We start from the raw sequence: 24,480 nt of genomic DNA on the forward strand, positions 1-24,480 counted from the left end.
TTCGCTCCACGAGCCGCCTCGCGGGCGTAAAACGAGCGTATGACGTCGCAGCCAGGGACCGCAGAAACCACCGTCGGCCGAGCCGACAATCAGACTGACGAGATTCGGCAGATCGAAGCCGCAGCAGCACCGACCAGATTTGCGCGCGGATGGCACTGCCTGGGGTTGACCAGGGACTTCGGCGATGGCGAGCCGCACTCGGTGAGCGCCTTCGGCCAGAAGCTGGTGGTGTTCCGCAGCGGCGACGGCAAGATCAACGTGCTCGACGGCTACTGCCGTCACATGGGCGGGGACCTCAGTCAGGGCACCGTGAAGGGCGACGAGATCGCCTGCCCGTTCCACGACTGGCGGTGGGGCGGCGACGGTCGATGCAAGAAGGTGCCCTACAGCAAGCGGACGCCGAGGCTGGCCCGCACCGCGACGTGGAACACCCTCGAACAGGACGGCATGCTGTTCGTCTGGAACGACCCCGAGAAGAATCCGCCGCCCGCCGAGGTCGCGATTCCCCGGATCGAGGGTGCGACGAGTGACGACTGGACCGATTGGCATTGGTACACCACCGTCGTCAACACCAACTGCCGCGAGATCATCGACAACGTCGTCGACATGGCGCACTTCTTCTACATTCACGGTTCGCTGCCGACGCACTTCAAGAACATCTTCGAGGGCCACGTCGCCACGCAGTACATGAACGGTGGCTCGCGCGGTGACATCCCGAATCCCGAGGGACAGCCTCGGCTGCTCGGTACGACCTCGGTGGCCTCGTACTTCGGCCCGTCGTTCATGATCGACGACCTGACCTACCACTTCGAGAACGACGACCAGAACACGGTTCTGATCAACTGCCATTACCCGATCGACGCCAATTCCTTTGTGCTGCAGTACGGCATCATCGTGAAGAAGTCGGAGGCGCTGCCCGGTGATGCGGCGCTGCAAGCGGCGATCGCGCTAGGCGATTGGGTCAAGGTGGGTTTCGAGCAGGATGTCGAGATCTGGAAGAACAAGGCCCGCATCGACAATCCGCTGCTGTGCGAGGAGGACGGACCGGTCTACCAGTTGCGCCGGTGGTACGAGCAGTTCTACGTCGACGCCGCCGATGTCGAGCCTGACATGGTGGACCGCTTCGAATACGAACTCGACACCACCAGCCCGTACGAGGAGTGGATGAAGGTCGTCGACGAGAACATCAGCGCTCAAGCGGCGAGGTCGGGAAGCGTCTGATGGCCGTCCGGCCCGACAACCGACTCGCCGACGCTCCGATGGTGTCGGTGGGCTGCCACCGTTGCGGTGCGTGCGTGCAGGCGCGAAAAAGCAGCTGGAATCAAACCAGCGTGCAGTGGAATGCCGACGCCTCCGCCCGCTGTCTGGAACGCCGCGACGCCGAGCACTTGACCGAGCATGCGGAGCGCGGCCTGTTCCTGGCCTGCTCAGCGCTGAACGACTCCATCATCGACGCGGTCCGCACCGGCGATCTGCCGGTGGTCGATGAATCAGCACGGGTGAGCACGTAACTTCGATCCTGTGAAAGACATTCCACCGGTTGCGGTCGTGACGGGTGCCAGTCGCGGCGCGGGACGTGGCATCGCGGCCGCGCTCGTCGCTGACGGGTGGCGGGTGTATCTGACCGGCAGGACCGTGCGCGACCCTGGTGACGGCGGTATCGCCGTGAAGGTCGACCACCGCGACGACGACGCGGTAGCCCAGTTGTTCAAGCGCGTGGACGAGGAAAACGGCGGGTTGGACCTTTTGGTGAACAACGCCGCAGCCATATCCGATGAGCTGGTCAATCCAAAGCCGTTCTGGGAGAAGGCACTCGAACTCGCCGATGTTCTTGACGTCGGGCTGCGGTCGGCGTACGTCGCGTCGTGGCATGCCGCGCCGCTGCTGGTGGGTCGGGGTCGAGGTCTGATCGCATTCACCTCGTCGCCGGGGTCGGTGTGCTACATGCACGGTCCGGCCTACGGCGCCCAGAAGGCCGGCGTCGACAAGATGGCCGCCGACATGGCGGTCGACTTCCGCGACACCGGGGTGGCCACGGTGTCGATCTGGATGGGCATCCTGCTCACCGAGCGCTTCCGTGCGGCGTTTGGCGGCCATCCCGAGGCGTTGGCGAAGACGGCCGAGCACGCCGAAACCCCCGAGTTCACCGGACATGTGATCAACGCCCTGTATCGCGACCCCGATCTCGCCCAGCTGTCCGGCCGTACGGTGATCGGCGCGGAGATCGCGCAGCGGTACGGCCTCACCGACGAGGACGGTAGGCAGCCGCCGTCGCACCGCGAGATGATGGGCGACCCGCGCGAACCCAGTGCAGTGGTGGTGCGCTGACCCTCAGGCGACCTGGAACGCAGAGAGGGGCGCTTCCTGTGGATACTCAGCGGGCGCGCCGAGGTCATAGACCGCATTCAGCGCCCCGATGAACTCTGGGTCGTGCAGCGGCTCGCTGGGCACGTTGAGCTCGATGCCCTTCTTCGCGGCGTCGTCAACGAGCATGTCGATGGCCTTGTCGATTGTCAGGTCGGCGCTGCCGTCCATGTTCTTCTTGAGCTCGTCGTAGTCGGCGAACACCTCTGCTGACCAATGCACCAGGAACCGCAATTCGTCAGTGTGGTGCCGGGCGATGACGTTGTTGCCGTTCTTGAGCAGCCAGAAGTCTTTATCCGCCGGGTCGCCCGCGAACACGGTGTCGAACGCAAGCCCTTCCGGCATCTGCTGCTCGAGTGGTCCGTTCGCCTCACCGCGGTGCATCATCATCTCGTTCTGCACCAGCACGCCGCGGTTGTAGACCGGCGGCAGTACGCGCCGAGGCGCCTTGAGCGGCCCGTCGGGCCAATAGGTGAAGCCGCTGCTCTCATCGAGTGAGAACCACGTGATGACCTGGGCCATTTTGATCAGGTAGTCCTGGAACAATCCGGATTTGCCCATCACACTGGTCAACCACGTGGGTGCATTCTCATGGCGCACACCGCGGAAGCTGGGGGCGTCGAGATGTCCGGGATCGCGATTGGCGCACGGTCCGTTGATGTTGAACAGCATCATTTGGGGCTTGGCGTACTCAGCGCTCCAATAACTTTTCGCATAGTCCACGAATCGCTGGTTGTAGAAGCAGTCGTGCAGTTCCGGGTACAGCACCGCGCCATAATTGGCCAAATAGCCGCGGAATGTCGGCGTCAAGAACAAGTCGAGCGACGGTTCGTAGCCCTCCGGGAACATGCCACTCATCGTGGCGATCAACTCCTCCGCCGAGGCGAAATGCTGAGAGATGATCAATCGCCACGGACCCTCGGTCCGCACGATCTCGAACAGGCGCTCGAGTTGATCGTCCGTATAGACGTTCTCGACCTCGCGCGGCGGCGAGGCCGGTCGCAGAACCTCGGAAAGTTGCATGCGCTGCTGTTCGTTGAGCATGGCTCGATTGTGGTGGTGCGGACACCTATCGGATCACCGCGTGTCCAGTCATCGGGAGGTTCATTTGACCGGACCACAATGTCAGTCTGCGGGCCTCACCACACATATATATTCACCGCGAAGCTCTCAGGCTGACATTGCGTACGCAGCCTCCCGATGTGGAGCGCTGCCTGAGGAGGAGATCGACCGGCCTGTGAGTTCAGAAAGGCAGGGGATGGGCGAATTTCGCGCGCAGAAGTCCGCCGATCTCCGCAATCGCGAGCCGACCACGTGCCGTCGCATCCGATCGCATGAGGAAACCGTGGTACATGCCGGGATACCGGGTGACAGTGGTCTGCACGCGCGCTTCTCGCAGGCGAGCTGCGTACCGCTCGCCCCAGTCGCGGATCGGGTCGCATTCGGCGGTGACGACGATCGCCGGGGGAAGCCCGGCCAGGTCGGCGGCGTAGGCGGGAACGCGGTACTGGTCATGCGCCGTGGCCGCGCCGACGTCGGCGAGCTCGTGCATGTAGACGATGTCGTCGTGGCTGAGCATCGGGGCATCTGGAAGTGCGGCGATCGACTCCACGGCCATATCGCGGTCGAGGCCCGGGTAGAGCAGCACCTGACAGCAGATGGCGGGACCGCCGCGGTCGCGGGACGCGAGCGCCACCGCCGCGGCCAGCGAGCCACCCGCGCTGTCACCGACGACCGCCAGTCGTGTGACGTCGGCACCTATCTGCTGCGCGTGCTGCGCAACCCATTCGGTGGCCCTGAATGCGTCGTCGAACTGAGCAGGTGCGGGGAACTCTGGAGCGAGCCGGTAGTCCACCGACACCACGGTGGCGTTGGATTGGGCGGCAAGCGTTCGCGCCAGCGGCTCGAACGAGTGATTGGAGCCCATCACCATGCCGCCGCCGTGGAAGTACACCAACACCGGCGCATTGGCGTCGGCGTTGGGTCGGTAGATCCGCAGCGGCACCGGCCCGGCGGCGGCCGGTGCGGCGCAATCGTCGACCGCCGCCATTTCAGGCATCGTCTCGGGCAGCGGAGCGGTTTCGATGGCCTCCCGGATCGCGTCGAGACCTCGTTCACGCATGGGCGGCATTTCACCGAACGAGGCGACGCGCTCGGCGGCATCGGGATCGAGCTGCGGAGCGGTCACGCGGGATCGAATCGGCGTTGCGTGCGCAACTTCGGGGGCTGTTGAGAGGCAAGCACATTGGCGCGTTCAGCCATCGCCGAGCCGACATAGTCCGGCTGCGTCAGAAGATAGAATCGCCCTTCGGCGGCCTGTTCGAACACCGCCTCGGCGGCGGCGCGCGGATCCATCGCGTCGGCCTTGATGTCGAGCATGGCCGCACGCTGGGATTCGGCTGCTACCACGTCGCCGTCGGTCACCCCACCCGCCGACTCGAAGATGTTCGACACGACGGCCCCCGGCAGCACCGCCTGGACGTGAATGTGGTCGTGGCCGGCCAGTTCTACCTCCAGCCGTAGGCACTCGGTGAGCGCCAACACCGCGTGCTTGCTCATGATGTAGGGCGCCTGCAGCGGGACGACGGCGACTCCACCGATGGACGACAGGTTCCACACCCAAGCAGGCTCCCCAGCCTCGATCATCAGCGGAAGGAAGGCTCGCACACCGTGGAAGACTCCGCTGACGTTGATAGCGACCAGTCGATTCCAGTTCTCGACGGGCGTATCCCAGAGATATCCGAACTGCTCGATGCCTGCGTTGTTGATAAGCAGCCGCACCGGACCGACGTCGCGGTACACCCTCTCGGCGAGCGCCGATACGGCCCCCGGATCGCGGACGTCGCAGACTGCGTCAATGGCGACTATGCCCGCCCTGGTGAGCTCGTCTCGAAGCGCCGCAACCGCGTCGGCGTCGATGTCGGCCAGCACCACCGTCATGCCGAGCTCGGCCGCATGGCGGGCCAAACCCGCGCCAATGCCCGCACCGGCGCCCGTGATCACGGCGACTCCGCCGCCGAAGGGTGCGCTCATGTGCCTGCCGTGGCCGCACTCTTCGCGCTGTGTTCGGCAAAGGGAATCGAATCCTCGGCGTCGAGCACCACCCTCATCGACGTGAACACCAGGCCATCACCGGCCCGCCGTATCCCGACATCGACGACGCCGCTGGAGACGTCGAACGGGACATTGTTGGTGATCTGATTGACGTACAGATAAAAGCGCGCATCGGTCACGGCACCATCGCTACCGGTACGGAAGATGTTGGTCGCGTGATGGCGCAGCGGGTAGGGGTTCTCGTTCCGGTGCTGCGTGAGCCACGCCAGCGTCTCGGCGCCGCCGTGCAGTTCGGCCGCCAACAGATCCTCGAACGGGCAGTGGCCGGAATCGGACCGGCTCAGGTACTCCATCTCGTCACCGATTCGGGTGGCCAGCTCGTCGAAGTGGCCCTGGTCGTAGTGGTACCAGAACCCGGCGATGAATTCCTGGATCTCAGACAGCGTGATGTCGTCGCTCATGCGAGTGAGTGAACTCTCAAAAGCTCTCCCGGGGAATGGCTGTGCCCGGTCAGTGGAACACGTTCTGCTCGCCGAATCGGGTGCGCAGATCACGCTTGAGCAGCTTGCCGCTCGGGTTCTTCGGTAACGCTTCGACGAAGTGGACCTGCTTCGGCGTCTTGTACCCGGCGAGGTGGTCGCGACAGTGGGTGAGCAGTTCAGCCTCGGTCGGGCTCACGCCGTCGCGCGTGACGACTGCCGCGACGACAGCCTCCACCCAGACCGGATGCGGAACACCGAACACGGCGACTTCTTCCACGCCTGGATGCCGGTAGAGCACCTCCTCCACCTCACGGCTCGCGACGTTCTCGCCACCCGTCTTGATCATGTCCTTCTTACGGTCGACGACGTGCAGGAGCCCGAACTCGTCGTAGTAGCCGAGGTCTCCGGAATGAAACCATCCGCCGCGGAACGCTTCCGCGGTGTGCATCGGGTCGTCGAGGTAACCCAGCATGAGATGCGGCCCGCGGTGCGCGATCTCTCCCACCGTTCCCGCCGAAACGGGGGTATCGGTGTCGTCGAGGATGGTGGTCTCGACGTTGATCGCGGGCCGGCCCGCCGCACCGCCGTGGTCGGCCTGATCGGTGGGCCCCAATGCGCTTGCCAGGGGGGCCATCTCGGTCTGACCGTAGAAGTTCCACAACTGTAGGTCGGGCAGGCGCTCGCGGAGCTCGAGCAGGATCTCGGTGGGCATCGCCGATGCGCCGTAGTAGCCCTTGCGCAGGCTGCTCAGGTCGACTTCGTCGATGATGGGCGAGCGCAGCAGGCTGATCCAGATGGTCGGCGGGGCAAAGAAATTGGTCGCTCCGTGTTTCCCGATGCTGCGCAAGATCACCTCAGGATCAGGACGCGGAAGGATGATGCTCGTAGCGCCCAGGTAGATGTCGGTCGCCAGGAAATTGTCGAGCTGGGCGCAGTGGTAGAGCGGCATGGAGTGAATCTCGATATCGTCCTCCGACATCGACCCGGCCACGATGGTGCTGACGTAATTGGACATCAGGCTGCGGCTGGAGTGCATCACCCCCTTGGGACGCGATTCGGTGCCACTGGTGTACATCAGGCGAAGCAACTGATCATCGCCGATCTCGACGTCCGGCGGCGAAGTGGTGGTGGTCAGCCAACGCGCGAAGTCATGCCAGCCGTACGGTGCGCGCTGCCCATCGGCATTCAAGGTGACCTTGGTGACTACCGATCCGACGCGGGCCAACGCTGCGTCCGCGGTGGGGATGAGGTCCTGTTCGACGATCAATCCCCGGACGCCGCTGTGGCTCACGATGTAGGCGATCTCGTCGGCGATGAGCATGAAGTTGATCGGCACGAGCACGACGCCCGCCCTCGCGGTGGCGAACGCAAGTACCGCGTACTGCCAGCAGTTGTGGGCCAGCAATGCCACGCGGTCACCGGGCGAAAACCCGTTGTCTCGCAGTGCCGCCGCGGCGCGGTCGACCAGCTCGTCGAATTCGGCAAAGGTCAGCGTGACGTCGCCGTCGATGACGGCGACCTTGTTGGGATGCCTGCGGGCGGTCCGGCGCGGGATGTCGCCCAGGGTATGGCTGCGCACCTGCATACGTTGGTCCTTCACTGCGCGAGGTTCAGTTCGCGGCCGATGATCTCGCGCATGATCTCCGAGGTGCCGCCGTAGACACGGGTGACCCTGGCGTCGATCGCGGAGCGGGCGATCGGGTACTCGCGCATGTATCCGTAGCCGCCGAACAGCTGCTGGCAGGAATCGAGACATCGGAACTCCATCTCCGTCGCCCACAACTTGGCCTTCGCGGCGTCAGCGGGTGACAGCCGCCCGGCATTGAGTTCGACGACGCAGCGGTCGATGAACGCCTCCGCCACCGACACCTCGGTGGCGACATCGGCAAGGACGAAGCGGGTGTTCTGCAGTGCCCCAATGGGTTTGCCGAATGCGGTGCGGTCGCGCACGTAGTCGATCGTCCAGCGCAGCGCCGCGCGGGCGCGGCCGAGGCTGCCGACCGCGATCTGCATCCGTTCCTGCGGCAGATTCCGCATCAGATATTCGAATCCCCGCCCCACCTCGCCCAATACGTTCCGTTTCGGCACCATCACGTCGGTGAGGATCAGCTCCGACGTGTCCTGGCAGTGCAGTCCGAGCTTGTCCAGGTTGCGGCCGCGCTCGAAGCCGGGCATACCCCGCTCGAGCACGAGCAGCGTCAGGCCGCGGTGCCTGTCGGCTGAGGTGCGCACGCAGGTGATCACCAGATCGGCGTTCTGTCCGTTGGTGATGAACGTCTTCGCGCCGTTGACGCAGAAGTGATCGCCCGCGTCGACGGCCGAGGTGCGGATTCCGGCCACATCAGAGCCGGCGCCGGGCTCGGTCATCCCGATGGCTGCGATGAGGTCTCCGGAAACGAAGCCCGGCAGCCACCGAGCGCGTTGTTCGGCGGTGCCCAGGTCGGCGAGATAGGGCAGGCAGATGTCGTTGTGAACCGCGAAACTCAAACCGACAGCACCGCAGTCTGCATCCATGAACGATTCGATCAGGATCTGGTTGTAGCGGAAATCGCGCGCTTCGACGCCACCGAATTGTTCGCCGGCCGCAAAGCCCAGCAGCCCGACGGCTCCGGCCTTGGCGAACACCTGACGGGGAATGATCCCGTCGTCCTCCCAGGCGGCGATGAACGGTGCGACCTCCTTGCGCGCGAAATCGCCCGCCAATTCTCCGAATGCACGGTGGTCGGGTTCGTAATGCACGCGATCCATTGCCGCAGGGTAGGCCCGTGTGCACTGCGAGGACGATGAGTGTCCCGCTCAGTAGACATGCCCCCCCGCAGCCATCGTCGCGGGCTCGATACTCCGTTGTTGTGACCACTGATGCCGAAACCCATCGGGCGAACACCGGTTCCGGGTTCGATCCTGTCGAGGTCCGGGCGAACCTGCGACAGGCCGACCCGGGTGTGCTGGTTGCGGTGCTGGCTCAGCTCACCGGCGACGCGTCGGTGATCGACAGGTTCGGGCCGGCGATCACACACGTGCCCGACCCGCCCGAGCGCGCGGGGGTCACCGACCCCGATACCGCGGAGGCATTGGCATCGGCAGTCCTCGACGCGCTCGACAGCCCGTCAAATCATCGGTTTGCCCACGACCAGGAACTGTTCACCCGGTTGCTGCCGCTCGCGCTCGGCTCTGAGGTCGACGACGAGTTCGTTCCCCTGTTGCTCGAACAGGGTGGCTTTCAGCTGTCGCAGCCGACATTGCCTCGCACTGTGCCAATCCCGGCGACGACGAGTGTGGCGATCATCGGCGCGGGTCTCGCGGGGATGATCGCCGCGTTCGCTGCCGCGGACGCCGGCGTCGCGTACGAGATCTTCGACCGCAACGACGAAGTCGGAGGGACCTGGCTGACTACGACCTACCCGGGGATCGGTGTGGATACGCCGTCGGCGTATTACTCGCTCTCGCGTGAGGTGAATCCCGACTGGACGAGCTACTACCCGCAGGGTGCGGAGTACCAGGCCTACCTGGTGTCGCTGGCCGACAAGTACAGACTGCGCGACCACATCCGGTTCGGCACCGAGGTCGAGGCGCTGACGTGGGAGGAAGACCGACGGCAGTGGCGCATCGAGACGGTGGATCGTGACGGCCATCGTCGGATCAGCCATCACCGCGTGGTGATCACCGCCGCCGGATACCTCAACCGTCCACGCTGGCCGGACGTCGGCGGCCGGGAAACTTTCGCGGGCACGAGTATTCATTCGGCGCAGTGGGACTCGTCGCTGGATCTCACCGGTCAGCGGGTCGCGGTCGTCGGCGCCGGCTGTACGGCCGTGCAGATTGTCGACGCCTGCGTCGATGAGGTCGCGCACCTGACGGTTTTCCAGCGCCAGCCGCACTGGGTCGCTCCGCGTAAGCGGCCGACCGACGACGTGCCCGAGTTTCGGCGCTACCTGGGGCGCCACGTGCCGTACTACGCGAACTGGCACCGGCTCAAGTCGTACTGGGCCACGTCCGACAACAACTATCCGGTGATACTGCAGGATCCGGAGTGGGCAAGTGAGCACCTGTCGATCTCACCGGCCAACGACGTGCTGCTGCAGATGTGCCTGGAATACATCGACCGAACCTTCGGGGCGGACAGCGAACTGGCGAGGAAGGTGACGCCTGATTTCGCACCGTACGGTAAGCGCATCATCCGGGATCCGGGTGGCTACTACGCGGCACTGACCCGCAGTCACGTGGACGTCGAGGCCAGTGAGCCCGCCGAAGTCAACGAGCGGGGAATCGTCACGGCCGACGGCCGCCAAATCGATCTCGACGTCATCATCTACGCCACCGGCTATCACTTGGACTTCCTGTCGACCATCGACATTCGTGGCCGCGGTGGTCGCACTCTCGCCGGCGAATGGGGCGACAGTCCCCGCGCCTATCGCGGTGGCACGGTACCCGGCTTCCCCAACCTGTTCATCAACTCGGCACCGAATTACAGTCCGGGCCACGGTGCGGGCGCGAACTTCTCGATGGAGGTGATGGCGCACTACATCATCGAATGCCTGCAACTGATGGCGCTGCGCGGGGCGACGGCGATCGAGGTGACGCAGCAGGCGCACGACGACTACGTCGCCGCGATCGACGAGGCGATGGCGGGCACAGTGTGGTGCCACACGCCGAACGCGCACACGTATTACCGGTCCGGTTCGGGCCGTGTCGTGGTGGCCACTCCGTACCGTCTGGTCGATCTGTGGCATCAGCACCGTGCGCCCATCGAAGAGCATTACGAACTGCGATGACTCAATTGCTAAGCGGTAAAACAGCTTTGGTCACAGGCAGCAGCCGGGGGATCGGCCGGGCGATCGCGCAGCGGTTGGCGGCCGAGGGCGCGACGGTCGTGGTGACGGCGCGTTCGTATGAGCCGTCACAGTCTTTGCGTTGGGGATCGTCCGCGGCGCTTCCCGGCACGATCGGCGAAACCATCGAGCTCATCGAGGCCGCGGGCGGACAGGCGATCGGGATGGCGGCGGACCTGGAGAAACCCGATGATCGCGACCACCTCGTCCAGCGGGTACTCGACCGCACCGGCCGGCTCGACATCCTGGTCAACAACGCTGGTTTCGCTGACTATTCGAAGGTCGAGGACATGTCGCTGGACACCTTCGAACGCACAGTGGAGCACTATCTACGGGTGCCGTTCGTGTTGACCAAGGCGGCGGTGCCCGGTATGCGCACACTAGGCGCGGGATGGATCGTCAACATCGGATCGGTGACCGGAGTCGCGCCGGTCCGGCCGTACCGCGAGTACAACAAGACCTCGGGCGACGTAATCTACGCGTCGATCAAGGCGGCCTTGCATCGGTTCACGCAGGGCGTCGCTGCCGAACTGCTCGACGCGAACATCGCGGTCAACTGTGTTGGTCCGTCCACCGCGGTGCGCACACCCGGTGCCTCAGCGCTGATCCCGGATACGTTCCCGACGGAACCGGTCGAGTATCTCGCCGAGACCGTGTTGGCGATGTGTCACCGGCCCGCTGCCGAGCGCACGGGGCTGGTGGCTTTCAGCCTGCACTATCCATGGTCTCAGCAACTCGTGGTACACACCCTCGACGGCAGCTCGGTGCTGCCGCCGTTGGAACCACCGAGCACCGCGAACCCGAACATCCTGCCGGCCGGCGTCTAGCCCAAAACCACGGTGTCACTTCGGCAGAAGCTGTGACACACCCGGTCCCGCACGATCACATCGGGACACTCGGGATCGAACCATCGGTCGACATGGGCCCAGTGGATCGGATGCATCAAGTACGGTCCCATCAGGCCGTCGACGTCGGTGAAATGTTGTTCGAACACGTGGGTCCACGGCGACGCACCGACGGCGCGCTCCACCCGGCTCAACTGCCATGCCGTGATCGTGCGCACATAGTGCGGCATCAGGGCGAGGTCGCTCTCGAACCGCTCGATGAGGGCCTCATCGGTTTCGGGCGCCACCCGCAGCAGCAGGGTCCGATAGACAGTCGCGGACTGCTCGCCGGCGGTTTCGTGTGCCGCACCACGATATTCGGCCCCGTCGGCGTGCTGGACCGCGGCGCAATCGAGCGCTTTGTCGAGCTCGGCGGCAGTCTCGGTACGCCTCTGTAGATCGGCGAAGCGCAGGTGCATCAGAATGTCGCCGCCGTTGCGGACACCTGGCAGCGTCGGTTCGATGAGGACGTGCGTCGCCGATGGTTCCGCGGTGGCACGGAGGGCGGGTATCAGTGCATGGGGTTCTTCGCCCGGTGCGAGGTGGATCAGCCTGGTGAGATTAAACATCGCAGAGCTCGTCGACATCGTCGGCGGCGGCCGCCACGCTGCGTGACCGTTGACGGATCAGCTCGCCGATCGTCGTCCACCATCGGCCGACGCTGGCGTCGGGCCTGCCCTTCCACGTCATCTCCCACCATGCCTGCGCACTCGGCAGCGACCAGCGGATGGTGACCGTGTTGGACTGATCAGTGAACCAGACGGGCGGGCTGACGAGGATGTCGCGCAACGTCATTCCGCGTTCGCGGGCTCCAGGGGCGTATTCAGCGAGGTATCGGTCGATGAATTCTTTGGCTCGTCCCGGCTGCGTCACCACATGGTCGACGACGTAGACCGCACCGTCAGACATGCGCACCGGCGAGGATCGCGGACAGGTCTTCGCCTGCTTGCCTTCGTGCCTGTTGGGCAAGGTCGAGCACGGGCATGGTCATGAACCCGTGAATGGCGCCCTCGTAGTGCCGATGCGTCAATCGAACGCCGGCACCGGTGAGCGCCTCGCCGAATGCGATTCCTTCATCCCGCAGAGGATCGTGACCTGCCGTCACGATTACGGCGGGTGGCACACCAGACAAGTCGGTGGATAGCGGTGCAGCGTATGGATGTTCGCGGTCGACGGGGTCGGGCACGTACTGGTCCCAATACCACTGCAATGCACGTCGGGGGTTGTAGTACCCTTCGCCGAACAAGCGATACGACTCCGTGTCGCAATGCGGAGAGATCATCGGGTACAGCAGCAACTGCGCCGCGAGCGTCGGTGCTCCGCGATCGCGTGCCATCAGCGCGACCGTTGCCGCGATGTGGCCACCCGCACTGTCGCCACCCACGACTATTCGGCCTGGATAGCCGCCGAGGGCGTCCGCGTTACGGGCGGCCCAGTGCGTCACCGCGAACACGTCTTCAGCGGCAGCCGGCCACGGCGCTTCCGGCGCCAGCCGGTATGCGACGGAAACCACCACGGCGGGAATCAGATTCGCCAAGCTGCGGCACAGTCCGTCATGGCTGTCGAGATCGCAGAACACAAACCCGCCACCGTGGGCGTACACCACCGTCGGCACTGGCCCGGACGCTGAAGCGGGGCGGTAGATGCGCACCGCGATATCGCCTGCGGGCCCGTGAACGGATACGTCGCGGACGTCGCCGACCTCTTCGGGTGTCGCCGCCGCGACGAAGCGGGACCTGATCGTCGCCCGCGCCGTCGCACCGGTCATCGTGTGCACGGGCGGGAATCCGGCGTCGAGCGCTTCGATGATCTCGGCGATCTGCGGATCCAGCGTCATGCGTACTGCAGCTCCGGGACCTGGCGCGCGGCGCTGCGCAATGGCCGCGCGTGTTGCAGGGTTGGTGCCACTCGCCGCGGCCCGTCTTCGACGTCGCGCCATATCCCCATCGCGGTCATGCGCACCGGCGCCGCGAGTCGCTGGTCGAACGTCATTCGGCTGACAGGGCCGCACACCGATACCGCCGCGACAGCTTCCCCCGGGGCGCCGATGGGCGCTGCAACACAACCGAATCCGGGCACCGACTCTTCGCGGTCGAACGCAACGCCGCGGCCGCGAACGTTGGCCAGTTCAGCGCGTAGCTGCGCGGGCGTGCTGATCGAGTACCTGGTCTTGCGGGTGCTGAGATCGACGACGTCGGCCTCGCTGTTATAGGCCAGCATCGCCTTGCCCACCGCCGCGCAATGCGCGGGCTGACGACCGCCGACGCGGGTGGGTATCGCTGCCATCATCCGGTCGCCGATCTTTTCCAGATAGACCACGTCGGAGCCGTCCAACACGGCGAGATGGACGACCAGTCCCGTCGCGCGATGCAGATCATGCAGCAACGGGATCGCTGCCCGGTGCAGTCGGTCCTGGTGCACGGCGAGCGAGCCGAGCTCCACGAGCCGCATCCCCAGCTCGTAGTCACGGCCGTTGCGGCGCAGCCAGCGCAGCGCGACCAACCGTTCGAGCATCCGGTGCGCCGATGACCGGGGCAGGCCTGTGCGTCGAACGATCTGGGCCAGGTTGAGACGTCCGGGTCCGTCGAAGGCGTCCAACACGAGCGACACCCGATCAATCACAGCACTCGGAGTTTCGACAGCCCCGGCAATCGTTGTCATGACGCCTCCTCGCGGTCATATGACTAATAGAAATATGCCTATTTGTAGCATATGGGTGTGGCGGCTGTCACGTAGGCATGCCGAAACGCGTTGACTCTGCGGTGAGGGCGCGGAGCACTCGCGTTTTTGCGCCCTGGGCGCAGAGTCAACGTGCAGAAGCGACTGTCAGCCCTTGGCTGCGGAGCGGCCCGCGCGACGGCCGTAGAAGCTGCCGTCCCCGAGCGAGATCCCGCTGGCGTAACCCCACGCGGCCACACCCGCAGTGCAGCGGCCCGCGGCATACAAACCGGGAATCGGTTCGCCGCTGACGTGCAGCACCTCCGAGTTCAACGTGGTCAGCAGCCCGCCCAGGGTGAACCCGGCGCAACTCGCCCGGAGATCGATCGCGCCGACGGGCGTGCCGATGGGCTCCAGCCATTCGGCCTTCTTGTGCAGCAGCGGATCCTCACCGCGCGCCGCGGCCTCGTTGTACGCGCTGACCGTGGCCTGCAACGAGCCAGGCGGAAGGCCGATCTCGCCCTCGAGCTCGGCGACCGTGTCGCAGACCCACGTCGCCGGACGTTTGAGGAACGGCGTCGGGGAGGTCGCGGCCATCGCCTCCTCCTGCGCATCGCCGTCGATGATCAGGTACGCCGTGTCGTCCTGGTGATACAGCGTGAGCTGGCCGATGCGGCCGGAATACATGTCCTCGGGGACATAGCGCTGTCCGCGCCCGTTGACGAGGATGCCGCGGACGGTCTGCTGGGGATCGATCAGGAACGCCACCTCGGTGGCATCCATGTGGGCCAGGTCCGCGCCGAGCGCTTGGGCCATCCGGATCGCTCGCCCGTCATGCTGTTCTATCGACGCGCCCGGTCGGCCGACGAGCCGCGGCGCGTATTGGGCCATCATGGCGTCGTTGTAGGCGAAGCTGCCGGCAGCGAGCACGACGCCGCGTCGCGCGCGGATCGCCACGGACTTCCCGTACTGACGGGCGACCAGTCCGGCGACGCGGCCGTCGGATGCCACGATCAACGACGACGCATGAACGTCGTAGACCGCCCGCACTCCCAGCGATGTCGCAGTGTCGACGAGCGGCTTCATCAGCATGTAACCGGCGCTGGCCTCGCCGGCCTTCTTGTTCGACATCTGCGGAATATGGCCCCGCGGAGCGGGTTTCGCGATGGTGTTGAAAGGGAAGGCGTTCTCGCCGCCGGTGAACATGAGGCCTTCGTCGCCGGGCGGCTCCCAGCCGGGCTCACCCCAGAACACCGGTTTGAACGGCACGCCGCAGCGCACCAGCCAGTCGAAATGGTCGACGCTGCCGGCGCAATAGTCGCCGACGCGGTTCGCGTCGGCGCCCGGGCCCATCGCCACGTTGAGGAAGGCGGCCATGTTGTCGACGGAATCGTCGAAGCCACAGGCCTTTTGCAGATCGGTGCCGCCGCCGAGGTAGATGAACCCGCCCGCCATCGCGGCGGCCCCGCCCCAACCGCCGGTGCGCTCGAGGACCAGGACGTCGGCGCCGGCCGAGGCGGCTTCCACCGCCGCGGCCGCACCGGCGATGCCGTACCCCGCGATCACGACATCGGCTTCGTAGTCCCAACTCTCGATCTGGTCAGCAGACTTGGGGTAGACGTCGGTATCCATCGGCTACATCCGCATCGCGGCTGGCGGTTCGCCCATCCACTGGTGGCCCCAGTAGCTGTCGGCGGTGATTTCCTCTGCGGTGTAATACCGTTCGTCCACACGCATGCCGTCGGTGCCGAACTCGATGTCCCAGTCGCCGGGTGCGCGCACGTAGAAGGACACCATCTTGTCGTTGGTGTGTCGGCCCAGCGTCGAGGACAGCTGGAAACCCTCCGCGTTGACGCGGTCGAGTGCCCGCCCGACCGCATCGAGGCTGTCGACCTCCACCATGACGTGGACCAGGCCGGGCTTGTCCTGGTTCATCGACGGGCAGATCGCCAGGCTGTGGTGCCGCTCGTTGATGCCGAGGAAGCGAACCCGTATCGGACCGAACTCCGGCGGGGCTGGTACCCGGAAGGCTCCGCGCGAGCGGAAACCCAGGACGCCGGTGTAGAAGTCGAACAGGCCGTTGGCATCCATCGCGGGCACCACCACGTGGCCGAGACCCTGGTCGCCGGTGACGAACCGCGCCCCGAACGGGGTGATGACCGGGCTGTGGTCGAGCACCGCGCCGTGGAACACCTCCAGCGTCGTACCCGCTGGGTCGGAGAACGTGATCACTTCCTCCACTCGCCGTTCGTCGGCCTCGGCGGGGGACAAGTCCTTGAACGCGATCGACGCCCCGTCCAACGAGGTTTTGACTTCCTCGAGAGCGGCGTGGTCGCGCACCTCCCAGCCGACCGTCAGAACCCGGTCGACGTCGCCGGGCACGACGATGATGCGCGCTGCGCGCTCGTCCATCCGCAGGTACAGGGCCGAGGGATCGGGACCCGATCCCTCGGCGAATCCCAGCACGCCGAAGGCAAACTGACGCCACCGGTCGATATCGCTGGTTGCAACGGTGATGTAGCCGAGGCTCTTGAGAATGCTCATCGGTCAGATCAGCGCCCGCAACGGACCCTCGGGGTCGACTCCGAACGAGCTCAGCGCCGACGCGTGATACGGCGTGCCGGGGATGTGGATCGCGTGAGCCAGACCGGCGTGCGCGTCGCGCCAGTACCGTTGCAGCGGTTTGTCCATCCGCAACGCGTTGCCGCCCGATCGGGCGAAGATCTGGTCGACTGCGGCGACCGCGCGCCACGCCGCGCGCACCTGTGTCCGTCGTCCGGCGGCACGGTCTTCGAAGGACACCTCCTTGCCGGTGTCGACGATGTCGAAGATGCGGTCGACGTTGGCCAGCAGTTCCTGGCGGGCGGCGTTGATGTCCGCGGCGGCCTCGCCGATGGCGTACATGACGTACGGGTCGTCCTTGACCGCACCGTAGGCGCCGACGCGGTCACGCTGGTAATCGAGGTGGGCGGCCAGTGCTCCCTCGGCGATGCCGACCACCGCGGACGTGATGCCCAGCGGGAACATGGTCGACCACGGCATGAGGTAAAGCGTCGACGACATACCGGCCTTGCGCTGGGCGGTGCCGTCCATCACCTCGGTGGCGTCCATCGTCCGGTAGTCGGGGACGAAGGCGTCGCGCACGATGACGTCCTTGGATCCGGTGCCACGCAGACCCACGACATTCCAGGAGTCCTCGACGATCTCGTAGTCCTTGCGCGGCAGGATCATGTGCAGCATCTGCGGCGGCATGAGCGGTTTGCCCTCGGCGTCACCCAGCATCGCGCCGAGGATGATCCACTCGCATTGGTCGGTGCCCGAGCTGAACTGCCAGCGCCCGTTGAAGATGTAGCCCCCGTCGACCGGCTTTGCCACACCCTGCGGCGCGTACGGCGAGGCGACCCAGGTGTCGACGTCGGCGCCCCAGATCTCCTCTGCCACCTTGGGATCGGCGTAGGCCAACTGATACGGGTGCACGCCGACGACGCCGTTGATCCATCCCGCGGCGGGATCGAGCGTCGCCGTTGCCATCACGGTCTCGGCGAACTCGCGCGGATGGACCTCGTAGCCGTTGTACTTGGCGGGCTGCAGCAGCCGGATATTGCCGGCCGCCTTCATAGCCTTGGCTGTCTGGTCGGTGAGTTGGCCGATCTTCTCGGCCTCGGCGCCCTGCTCACGCAGTTGGGCGGCCATCTCCATCACTCGGTCGATTACCCGCTCGGTCATTCTGTGTCCTTACGCTGTGTGGGCTGATTCATGGTCTACCTCAGGTGGCCCCGACGCCGCAGGCAATCCCGGTCAGTGGACTGCCGCCGTCAGAACTCGATGTGCACCGAGGCCGAGACGGGTCTTGCCTGATACGCCAGGATCAGGCCGACCCGAGGTCCTCGGGTTCAAGGACATCACTGTGTCATGTCGACCTTCCCGGAGACGATGCAGTTTCCGTCGAGGTCCACGTCTGCTCTTGCCATGGCGGACAGTGTTGGCCTTGGGCGGCTGAGACGGACAGCCACCGCCCGGTGTTCGGGATCCGAAATCGTCAGCGTCCGGTCACCGGGAAACCGCCCGGCTCGGCGTCCGCTACGACCTACCGTGTGGTCGTGAGCAACGAGGCAGACGTAGACGTCGTCGTCGTGGGCGCAGGGTTCGCCGGAATCTACGCCCTGCACAAATTCCGGTCGCTGGGATTGACGGTGCGGGTGTTCGAGGCCGCGCCGGAGGTCGGCGGCACGTGGTACTTCAACCGGTACCCCGGAGCGCGCTGCGACGTAGAAAGTGTCGATTACTGCTACTCGTTCTCCGACGAGTTGCAACAGAAATGGTCGTGGAGCGAGAAATATGCGACACAGGCCGAGATCCTGCGGTACCTGAACTGGGTCGTCGACGAACTCGATCTGCGTGACGGCATCACGTTCAACACGCGTGTGACATCGGCGGTGTTCGATGACGCCGCCGTGCGCTGGACGGTGAACACCGACACGGGGGAGTCGGTCAACGCACGATTCTGCGTGATGGCGACGGGACCGTTGTCGGCTGCGTTGACGCCGGACTTCGAAGGCCTGTCCTCGTTCGAGGGCGAGCTTTACCACACCGCGCACTGGCCGAAGGAGACCGTCGACTTCACCGGCAAGCGCGTCGCCGTGATCGGCACCGGATCGTCCGGCATCCAGTCGATACCGATCATCGCCGAGGCGGCGGAGAAGCTTGTCGTCTTCCAACGCACCCCGAATTACAGTGTCCCTGCCGGTAATCGAACCTTGACGGACAAGGACGTCGCCGACTACAAGGCTTCTTACGACGAGCGGCGGCGGTTGTCGTGGCGTAGCGGCGGAGGCTCACCGCACATCGCGCACCCCAAGCTGACGATGGAGGCCACCGCGGAGGAGCGCAGGGCCGCATTCGAAAAGCGTTGGGAACTCGGCGGCGTGTTGTTCTCCAAGACCTTCAGCGACCAGATGACGGATATCGAAGCCAACGACGAAGCCCGGAAGTTCTACGAGGAAAAGGTCCGCGTCGTCATCGATGATCCCGAAGTCGCCGACCTGTTGATCCCGAACGACCACCCGATCGGCACCAAACGGATCTGCACCGACACCAACTACTTTCAGACCTTCAACCGGTCACACGTCGAACTCGTCAGCGTCCGCAAGACACCCATCGAGTCCATCGACGCCACCGGCATCACCACCTCCGACGCACGTTTCGACGTCGATGCGATTGTGCTCGCCACCGGGTTCGACGCGATGACGGGCGCCTTGGCAAAGATCGACATCGTCGGGCGCAACGGCCACACGCTGCGCGACGACTGGGCGCACGGGCCACGCACCTATCTCGGGTTGGCGGTGGACGATTTTCCGAATCTGTTCCTGGTGTCCGGCCCCGGCGCCCCTGCGGTGCTGGCCAACATGGTGCTGCATGCAGAAGCGCACGTGAACTGGATCGCCGATGCCATCACCTATCTCGACGACCATGGTCACACCGCCATCGAGGCCACGGCGGACGCCGTCGAGGACTGGCACGCCGAACTGAACCGTCGTGCGGACGCGTCACTGTTCACACGGGCGAATTCCTGGTACATGGGGGCGAATGTGCCTGGAAAACCACGGGGTTTCATGCTATTTATCGGCGGGTTCGCCGCCTACCTCGACATCTGCAACGAGGTCGTCAGCGCGGGCTACAAGGGCTTCGAGCTCTCGTCAAGGCGCCGTGATGTCCGGGCTTGACGGCAAGGTGGTCGTTGTCACCGGTGCCGCCAAGGGTACTGGCCGCGTGCACTGCCAACGGTTCGCCGATGAGGGTGCGGATGTGATCGCCCTCGACACCGTCGAGTTGGGCGACCAATTACACGCCACCGCAACTCAGGTGCACGATCGCGGCCGGCGATGCGTGGCCGCGACGGTCGACGTGCGCGATGCCGATGCGATGTCGGCCGCGATCGACGCGGCCGTCGGCGAACTGGGTCGCCTCGACGTCGTTGTGGCCAATGCCGGTGTACACACCGCAGGCGCACCGACATGGGAGCTCAGCGACGAAACCTGGCAGAACACGCTGGCCATCAATCTGACCGGGGTGTTTCACACCGTGAAGTCGGCGGTGCCGCACATCGGTGAGGGCGGGGGATCTGTGGTGATCATCAGTTCCACCAACGGATTACGTGGTACTCCTAACAGCGCGCACTACACCGCCAGCAAGCATGCGCTGGTCGGCCTTGCCCGCACGCTGGCCAATGAGCTGGGGTCCCAGCGGATTCGGGTCAACACCGTCCATCCCGGGGCAGTCGGTACCGCGATGGTGCTCAACGACGCGACATTCCGTCGGCTGTGTCCCGACGTGCCCAACCCCACGGCGGCCGACGCCGCCGAAGTCCTCAAGGCTCGCAACCTGCTGCCGGTGGGATGGGTCGAGCCCGTCGACATCGCCAACGCCGTGGTGTTCCTGGCCTCCGACGAAGCCCGCTACATCACCGGAACCCAACTCGTGGTCGACGCCGGTCTGACGCAGAAGGTATGACAATGGGTCGATTGCAGGGGAAGGTCGCACTGATCACCGGCGCGGCGCGGGGTATCGGACGCGCGCAGGCGGTTCGGTTCGCCCAGGAGGGTGCCGACGTCATCGCCCTCGACATCTGCGGCCCAGTGGACACCGTCGTCACGCCGCCGGCGACGCCCGCCGATCTCGACGACACGGCCCGACTGGTATCCGAAGCCGGCGGCCGTGTCGTCACCGAGGTCGTCGACGTCCGTGACACCGCTGCTGTGCAGGCCGCGACGGACCGCGGTGTCGAGTCCCTCGGTGGTCTGGACATCGTGTGCGCGACCGCGGGGATCACATCGCGCGAGATGGCCATGGAGATGTCCGAGATTGCGTGGCAGACAATGCTGGACGTCAACCTGACCGGTGTCTGGCGGACCTGTCGTGCCACCGCACCGCATCTCATCGAACGCGGGGCGGGGTCGATGATTCTGATCAGCTCCATCGCGGGCCTACGCGGTTTGGTCGGGGTCGCGCACTACACCTCGGCCAAACACGGTGTGGTCGGGCTCATGCGCACCCTCGCCAATGAGCTTGCACCGCACAATATCCGGGTGAACTCGGTGCATCCGACAAATGTCGACACGCCGATGATCCAGAACGACAACGTCCGCGCCGCGTTCCGGCCGGACCTCCAGCAGGTCTCCCGGGAGGAGTTCGCGGAGGCGGCGTGCTCGATGAACATGTTGCCGATTCCGTGGGTCGACCCCGTCGACGTCGCCAACGCATGCCTGTTCCTGGCCTCGGACGAGGCCCGCTACATCACGGCGGTCACGCTGCCGGTGGACGCGGGCAGCACTCAGCGCTGAGAACTCAGCGGGTCAGGAACGCCAGCACCGTGCTTACGAATGCGTCCTTGGCCTCGATCATCGCCCAGTGCCCGCAGTTGGGGAACACGTGCAGTTCGGCGTTGGGGATGGTCCGCATCGGGATCAGGGCCATGTCCAACGGGCTCACCCGGTCATCGCGGCCCCACGTCAGCAGCGTCGGTGCCGCGAGCTTGTGCATCGTCGCCCAGGGCGGTGGACCATCGGACGCCCGCATCGCCGCCATCATCTGCGTGAACGCCGCCTTGCCGTACATGCGGCGGGCGCTTTCCAGCGTCGGTGGATCCGTCGCCAGCGCCCACCGCTCCTCGATCAGTTGCTCGGTCACCAGTGCCGGGTCGTACACCATCGAGTGCAACCAGTCGACCAGCCGCTGCCGCGTCGGGTCCTCGGTGAATTCCTGCAAGAGCCGGATGCCCTCACTGGGGCCCGGCGAGAAGATGTTGGTGCCAATCCCGCCGATGGTGACGAGGCGCCGCACCTTCGCCGGCTGATGGGTCGCGTAATTGATGCCGACGGCGCCACCCATCGAATTGCCGATGATGTCGACGGAGTCGAGTCCCAGCGCGTCGACGAACGTGCCCACGGCACCGAATGCGGTGATCATCGGGTGGCCACCGAAGTCGTCGCTCACACCGAAGCCGGGGAACTCCAGCACGAGGCAGCGGAAGCGCTCGGCGAAGGTGCCCAGAATGCCGCGGAAATTGCGCCAGCCCGTCACCCCCGGACCGGACCCGTGCAAGAGCAACAGGGGAGGACCATCACCCGCTTCGTGGTAGCGAAGAACGCCCGCCTCGGTGGGCATCTCGCGAAGCGTGCCGTCATAGGTCAATTCCGCTGTCATCACCGATCCCGTCGCCGACAATTGGGCATACCTCAGACTGGCATCGTGGCATACGGCGTCGCGGCCGCCGTCCCGGTGACCGGGCCGTGAGCACGGCCGGTACCGGGAGAGGACTCATGCTCGCGACGCTATTGACCTGGTACGCGGTGCCGCTGGGTCATCACCAGCGACGACGGCGTCATCGGGCTCACCACGGACAGCGAGGTCGCGACGGTCATCCAGGGCCAGGTCGACGGGCTGCGGGCCCGGCGGTACCGGGGTACCAAGGTCCTTCAATCCGAGGTCATCGGTCTGAACGCGACGTCAGCGATCTATCGTGCCAGCCTATCCCGCTACGACGACAGGAGTGACGAGATCGACAGCCCGACAATCACTTACGTCGTGACCGGTGCGGACGACGGCCTGCGGATATCGATGCTCGCCGCCCACGGAGGTTAGAGCGGCGCACGCTCGGTAGGCGTCGCGGCATCGAGCGCGGCAGGCGTGGCGAGGTCGAGGTCGAGCACCATCGACTCGAGGGCCCTGCCCCAGTTGTCGTAGTACGAACGCTGCGGATCGGCGGCGATCTCGTCCATCAGACGTTGCCGGAACGCATCCCACGGCAGGTCCAGCTTTTCGACGACCGCGACAGCGATTCCCAGCGCCCGCGCCTGCCACGGTGCGTCGAAGACCAGATTCCCGTTGTCGCGGGGGAGTGAGTCGTCGTCGGGGATGGTCACAACCGCTGCACACCGATCATCGAATCGCGGGTGACTATCCCGGCGAGCTCGCTCACCGACATCCCCTCGGTGCCGTCCGGACGCATCGGTAGCACGAGATACCTTGCCTCCGAACTGGAATCCCACACGCGGATCTCGACGTTATCGGGCACCACCGTGCCCATCTCGGCGAGCAACTTTCGTGGTTCACGCACCGCGCGTGCACGATAGGCCGGCTCCTTGTACCACTTCGGCGGCAACCCGAGAGTCGGCCACGGGTAGCAGGAGCACAGCGTGCACACCACGATGTTGTGCACCGCGGGGGTGTTCTCCACGACGACCATGTGCTCGCCCTGCGGCCCACCGAAACCGAGTGCGTCGATCGCAGCCGTCGCGTCGTCGAGAAGCTGCTCCTTGTACACCGGATCGGTCCACGCTCTGGCGATGACCTGCGCACCGTTCATCGGGCCGAGGTTGTCCTCGAGATGCGTCACGATCGCGTCGACTGCAGCGGTGTCCAGGATTCCCTTTTGGACGAGGACCGACTCGATCGCGGCGACGCGGGCCTCGATCGGCGCCAGCTCGGCGGGGTGGTGATGATCAGTGGTCATTGGCATCCTGCAGGTATCGCTCGAACAAATCGACGTGAACGACCTCACCGTCGCCGCCGCCCTCGCCCCACAGCTCGTGGGAGGTGAATCGGACCGAGTAGAAGGGATCGCTCACCAAGCCACCGCCGTGGGCCTGGATGTCATCGACGTTCGCCACCCCGAGCACACGCGCGATGGTGCCGCGCCTGCCCTGGACATACCGCGGCGCCCGGGTGTGTCCGGGAGGGTGCCAATTGCGCACCCGCACCTCGTCACCGACCGCGTATCGCGGCTCCGTTCGGGAGGTGAGATCGTCGGGGAGGACGCCGCGGTCCGGCTGTGACAGCGGGAAGCATCCACCGGCGCGCTGTTCGAGCTCTTCGCGCGTCGTCAGTCCCGCCTCGACGGCCCTGGTCGCGGCGCCGGTCAGCCAGTGTTCGAAATAGGGCGAGGAAAGGTAATGCGCCGGCACCATCCGCTCGATCGAATGCCGGAAGGCGGGCAGGTTTTCTCGCAGCGGTCCGGAGCCGATCTGGAGACGGAACACCCGTCGCTCCCAGTCCTCGGCGAACGACGACTCGTCGGCGTCGTATTCGACAGCGCCGAACCCGGCGATTCCACCGAGGTCGTGCACCCCATCCACAGCCATCGACTTTACGGCGATCACGGTCCTCAGCAGAACGTGTTCGCGAATCGAACTTTTCTCCCGGGTGGCCCGA

The 24,480-nt window shown here is 65.5% G+C and carries 26 protein-coding genes; 9 read left to right on the plus strand and 17 right to left on the minus strand.

Features of this window, described 5'->3' with window-relative positions; genetic code table 11:
* Positions 1 to 39 precede the first annotated feature (39 nt).
* Genes BST47_RS09210 through BST47_RS09220 form a run of 3 tightly spaced genes read left to right on the plus strand, consistent with a single transcriptional unit; the run spans position 40 to position 2,328 of the window.
* Positions 40 to 1,221: a 3-ketosteroid-9-alpha-monooxygenase, oxygenase component gene (locus BST47_RS09210; RefSeq protein ID WP_083125232.1), complete on the plus strand. Its 1,182-nt coding sequence runs from the start codon at positions 40 to 42 to the stop codon at positions 1,219 to 1,221.
* The gene (locus BST47_RS09215) at positions 1,221 to 1,511 is read left to right on the plus strand and encodes a ferredoxin (protein ID WP_083125233.1); all 291 of its coding nucleotides are present in this window, start codon (positions 1,221 to 1,223) and stop codon (positions 1,509 to 1,511) included. Before BST47_RS09210 ends, BST47_RS09215 begins: the two co-directional genes overlap by 1 nt.
* Positions 1,512 to 1,521: 10 nt before the next feature.
* Positions 1,522 to 2,328, plus strand: coding sequence for an SDR family NAD(P)-dependent oxidoreductase (locus tag BST47_RS09220; protein ID WP_083125234.1), 807 nt, complete (start codon positions 1,522 to 1,524; stop codon positions 2,326 to 2,328).
* Between the two features lie 3 nt (positions 2,329 to 2,331).
* Here the strand turns inward: BST47_RS09220 and BST47_RS09225 are convergent, their stop codons facing one another.
* The 6 genes from BST47_RS09225 to BST47_RS09250 all read right to left on the minus strand — a co-directional run bounded on the left by BST47_RS09225 (position 2,332) and on the right by BST47_RS09250 (position 8,648).
* On the minus strand, positions 2,332 to 3,408 hold the full coding sequence (locus BST47_RS09225; protein ID WP_083125235.1) for a hypothetical protein: 1,077 nt from the start codon (positions 3,406 to 3,408) through the stop codon (positions 2,332 to 2,334).
* A gap of 199 nt (positions 3,409 to 3,607) precedes the next feature.
* Positions 3,608 to 4,552 carry an alpha/beta hydrolase gene (locus BST47_RS09230; RefSeq protein WP_083125236.1) on the minus strand — a complete coding sequence of 315 codons (945 nt, stop codon included), beginning with the start codon at positions 4,550 to 4,552 and terminating at the stop codon, positions 3,608 to 3,610.
* Positions 4,549 to 5,397, minus strand: coding sequence for an SDR family oxidoreductase (locus BST47_RS09235; RefSeq protein ID WP_083125237.1), 849 nt, complete (start codon positions 5,395 to 5,397; stop codon positions 4,549 to 4,551). Before BST47_RS09235 ends, BST47_RS09230 begins: the two co-directional genes overlap by 4 nt.
* On the minus strand, positions 5,394 to 5,879 hold the full coding sequence (locus BST47_RS09240; protein WP_083125238.1) for a polyketide cyclase: 486 nt from the start codon (positions 5,877 to 5,879) through the stop codon (positions 5,394 to 5,396). Before BST47_RS09240 ends, BST47_RS09235 begins: the two co-directional genes overlap by 4 nt.
* Before the next feature lie 49 nt (positions 5,880 to 5,928).
* Positions 5,929 to 7,485 (minus strand): acyl-CoA synthetase, encoded by a 1,557-nt coding sequence (locus BST47_RS09245; protein ID WP_083125514.1) that lies wholly within the window; start codon positions 7,483 to 7,485, stop codon positions 5,929 to 5,931.
* Positions 7,486 to 7,496: 11 nt separating this feature from the next.
* Positions 7,497 to 8,648, minus strand: coding sequence for an acyl-CoA dehydrogenase family protein (locus tag BST47_RS09250; RefSeq protein WP_083125239.1), 1,152 nt, complete (start codon positions 8,646 to 8,648; stop codon positions 7,497 to 7,499).
* A gap of 35 nt (positions 8,649 to 8,683) precedes the next feature.
* Between BST47_RS09250 and BST47_RS09255 the strand changes: the two genes are divergently transcribed.
* Together BST47_RS09255 and BST47_RS09260 are read left to right on the plus strand one after the other, a co-directional pair.
* Entirely contained in the window at positions 8,684 to 10,672 is a 1,989-nt protein-coding gene (locus BST47_RS09255; protein ID WP_083125240.1) for a flavin-containing monooxygenase, read from the plus strand.
* A complete protein-coding gene (locus BST47_RS09260) occupies positions 10,669 to 11,556 on the plus strand; it encodes an SDR family NAD(P)-dependent oxidoreductase (RefSeq protein ID WP_083125241.1) in 888 nt (295 codons plus the stop codon). The genes BST47_RS09255 and BST47_RS09260 overlap by 4 nt, the downstream gene beginning before the upstream one ends.
* On the opposite strand, the gene BST47_RS09265 is transcribed toward BST47_RS09260, so the two are convergent.
* The 7 genes from BST47_RS09265 to BST47_RS09295 all read right to left on the minus strand — a co-directional run bounded on the left by BST47_RS09265 (position 11,553) and on the right by BST47_RS09295 (position 17,997).
* On the minus strand, positions 11,553 to 12,182 hold the full coding sequence (locus BST47_RS09265) for a Dabb family protein (protein WP_083125242.1): 630 nt from the start codon (positions 12,180 to 12,182) through the stop codon (positions 11,553 to 11,555). The genes BST47_RS09260 and BST47_RS09265 overlap by 4 nt on opposite strands.
* A complete protein-coding gene (locus BST47_RS09270) occupies positions 12,175 to 12,522 on the minus strand; it encodes an alpha-amylase family protein (protein WP_083125515.1) in 348 nt (115 codons plus the stop codon). The genes BST47_RS09265 and BST47_RS09270 overlap by 8 nt, the downstream gene beginning before the upstream one ends.
* Positions 12,515 to 13,450 carry a LipP1 family hormone-sensitive lipase gene (locus BST47_RS09275; protein WP_083125243.1) on the minus strand — a complete coding sequence of 312 codons (936 nt, stop codon included), beginning with the start codon at positions 13,448 to 13,450 and terminating at the stop codon, positions 12,515 to 12,517. Before BST47_RS09275 ends, BST47_RS09270 begins: the two co-directional genes overlap by 8 nt.
* Positions 13,447 to 14,274 carry an IclR family transcriptional regulator gene (locus BST47_RS09280; RefSeq protein ID WP_083125244.1) on the minus strand — a complete coding sequence of 276 codons (828 nt, stop codon included), beginning with the start codon at positions 14,272 to 14,274 and terminating at the stop codon, positions 13,447 to 13,449. The genes BST47_RS09275 and BST47_RS09280 overlap by 4 nt, the downstream gene beginning before the upstream one ends.
* 165 nt (positions 14,275 to 14,439) lie before the next feature.
* Entirely contained in the window at positions 14,440 to 15,903 is a 1,464-nt protein-coding gene (locus tag BST47_RS09285) for an FAD-dependent oxidoreductase (RefSeq protein ID WP_083125245.1), read from the minus strand.
* A gap of 3 nt (positions 15,904 to 15,906) precedes the next feature.
* Positions 15,907 to 16,815: a biphenyl-2,3-diol 1,2-dioxygenase gene (bphC, locus tag BST47_RS09290; RefSeq protein WP_083125246.1), complete on the minus strand. Its 909-nt coding sequence runs from the start codon at positions 16,813 to 16,815 to the stop codon at positions 15,907 to 15,909.
* Positions 16,816 to 16,818: 3 nt separating this feature from the next.
* On the minus strand, positions 16,819 to 17,997 hold the full coding sequence (locus BST47_RS09295) for an acyl-CoA dehydrogenase family protein (RefSeq protein ID WP_083125247.1): 1,179 nt from the start codon (positions 17,995 to 17,997) through the stop codon (positions 16,819 to 16,821).
* A gap of 374 nt (positions 17,998 to 18,371) precedes the next feature.
* Between BST47_RS09295 and BST47_RS09300 the strand changes: the two genes are divergently transcribed.
* Genes BST47_RS09300 through BST47_RS09310 form a run of 3 tightly spaced genes read left to right on the plus strand, consistent with a single transcriptional unit; the run spans position 18,372 to position 21,611 of the window.
* A complete protein-coding gene (locus BST47_RS09300; protein WP_083125516.1) occupies positions 18,372 to 19,994 on the plus strand; it encodes a flavin-containing monooxygenase in 1,623 nt (540 codons plus the stop codon).
* On the plus strand, positions 19,981 to 20,781 hold the full coding sequence (locus BST47_RS09305; RefSeq protein ID WP_083125248.1) for a mycofactocin-coupled SDR family oxidoreductase: 801 nt from the start codon (positions 19,981 to 19,983) through the stop codon (positions 20,779 to 20,781). The genes BST47_RS09300 and BST47_RS09305 overlap by 14 nt, the downstream gene beginning before the upstream one ends.
* Before the next feature lie 2 nt (positions 20,782 to 20,783).
* Positions 20,784 to 21,611, plus strand: a complete 828-nt coding sequence (locus BST47_RS09310) for a mycofactocin-coupled SDR family oxidoreductase (protein ID WP_083125249.1) — start codon at positions 20,784 to 20,786, stop codon at positions 21,609 to 21,611.
* A 4-nt stretch (positions 21,612 to 21,615) separates the two neighbouring features.
* Here the strand turns inward: BST47_RS09310 and BST47_RS09315 are convergent, their stop codons facing one another.
* A complete protein-coding gene (locus BST47_RS09315; protein WP_083125250.1) occupies positions 21,616 to 22,473 on the minus strand; it encodes an alpha/beta fold hydrolase in 858 nt (285 codons plus the stop codon).
* Positions 22,474 to 22,632: 159 nt separating this feature from the next.
* Between BST47_RS09315 and BST47_RS31595 the strand changes: the two genes are divergently transcribed.
* On the plus strand, positions 22,633 to 22,911 hold the full coding sequence (locus tag BST47_RS31595) for a DUF6841 family protein (protein ID WP_420094027.1): 279 nt from the start codon (positions 22,633 to 22,635) through the stop codon (positions 22,909 to 22,911).
* Here BST47_RS31595 and BST47_RS09320 read toward each other — a convergent pair.
* The 3 genes from BST47_RS09320 to nthB are packed head-to-tail and all read right to left on the minus strand — an operon-like array spanning position 22,908 to position 24,410.
* Positions 22,908 to 23,192, minus strand: a complete 285-nt coding sequence (locus BST47_RS09320; protein WP_083125251.1) for a nitrile hydratase accessory protein — start codon at positions 23,190 to 23,192, stop codon at positions 22,908 to 22,910. The genes BST47_RS31595 and BST47_RS09320 overlap by 4 nt on opposite strands.
* A complete protein-coding gene (gene nthA / locus BST47_RS09325; RefSeq protein WP_083125252.1) occupies positions 23,189 to 23,782 on the minus strand; it encodes a nitrile hydratase subunit alpha in 594 nt (197 codons plus the stop codon). Before nthA ends, BST47_RS09320 begins: the two co-directional genes overlap by 4 nt.
* Entirely contained in the window at positions 23,772 to 24,410 is a 639-nt protein-coding gene (gene nthB / locus BST47_RS09330) for a nitrile hydratase subunit beta (protein ID WP_234809631.1), read from the minus strand. Before nthB ends, nthA begins: the two co-directional genes overlap by 11 nt.
* Between the last annotated feature and the right edge of the window lie 70 nt (positions 24,411 to 24,480).

This window comes from Mycolicibacterium tusciae (assembly GCF_002086795.1).
Classification (GTDB): domain Bacteria; phylum Actinomycetota; class Actinomycetes; order Mycobacteriales; family Mycobacteriaceae; genus Mycobacterium; species Mycobacterium tusciae.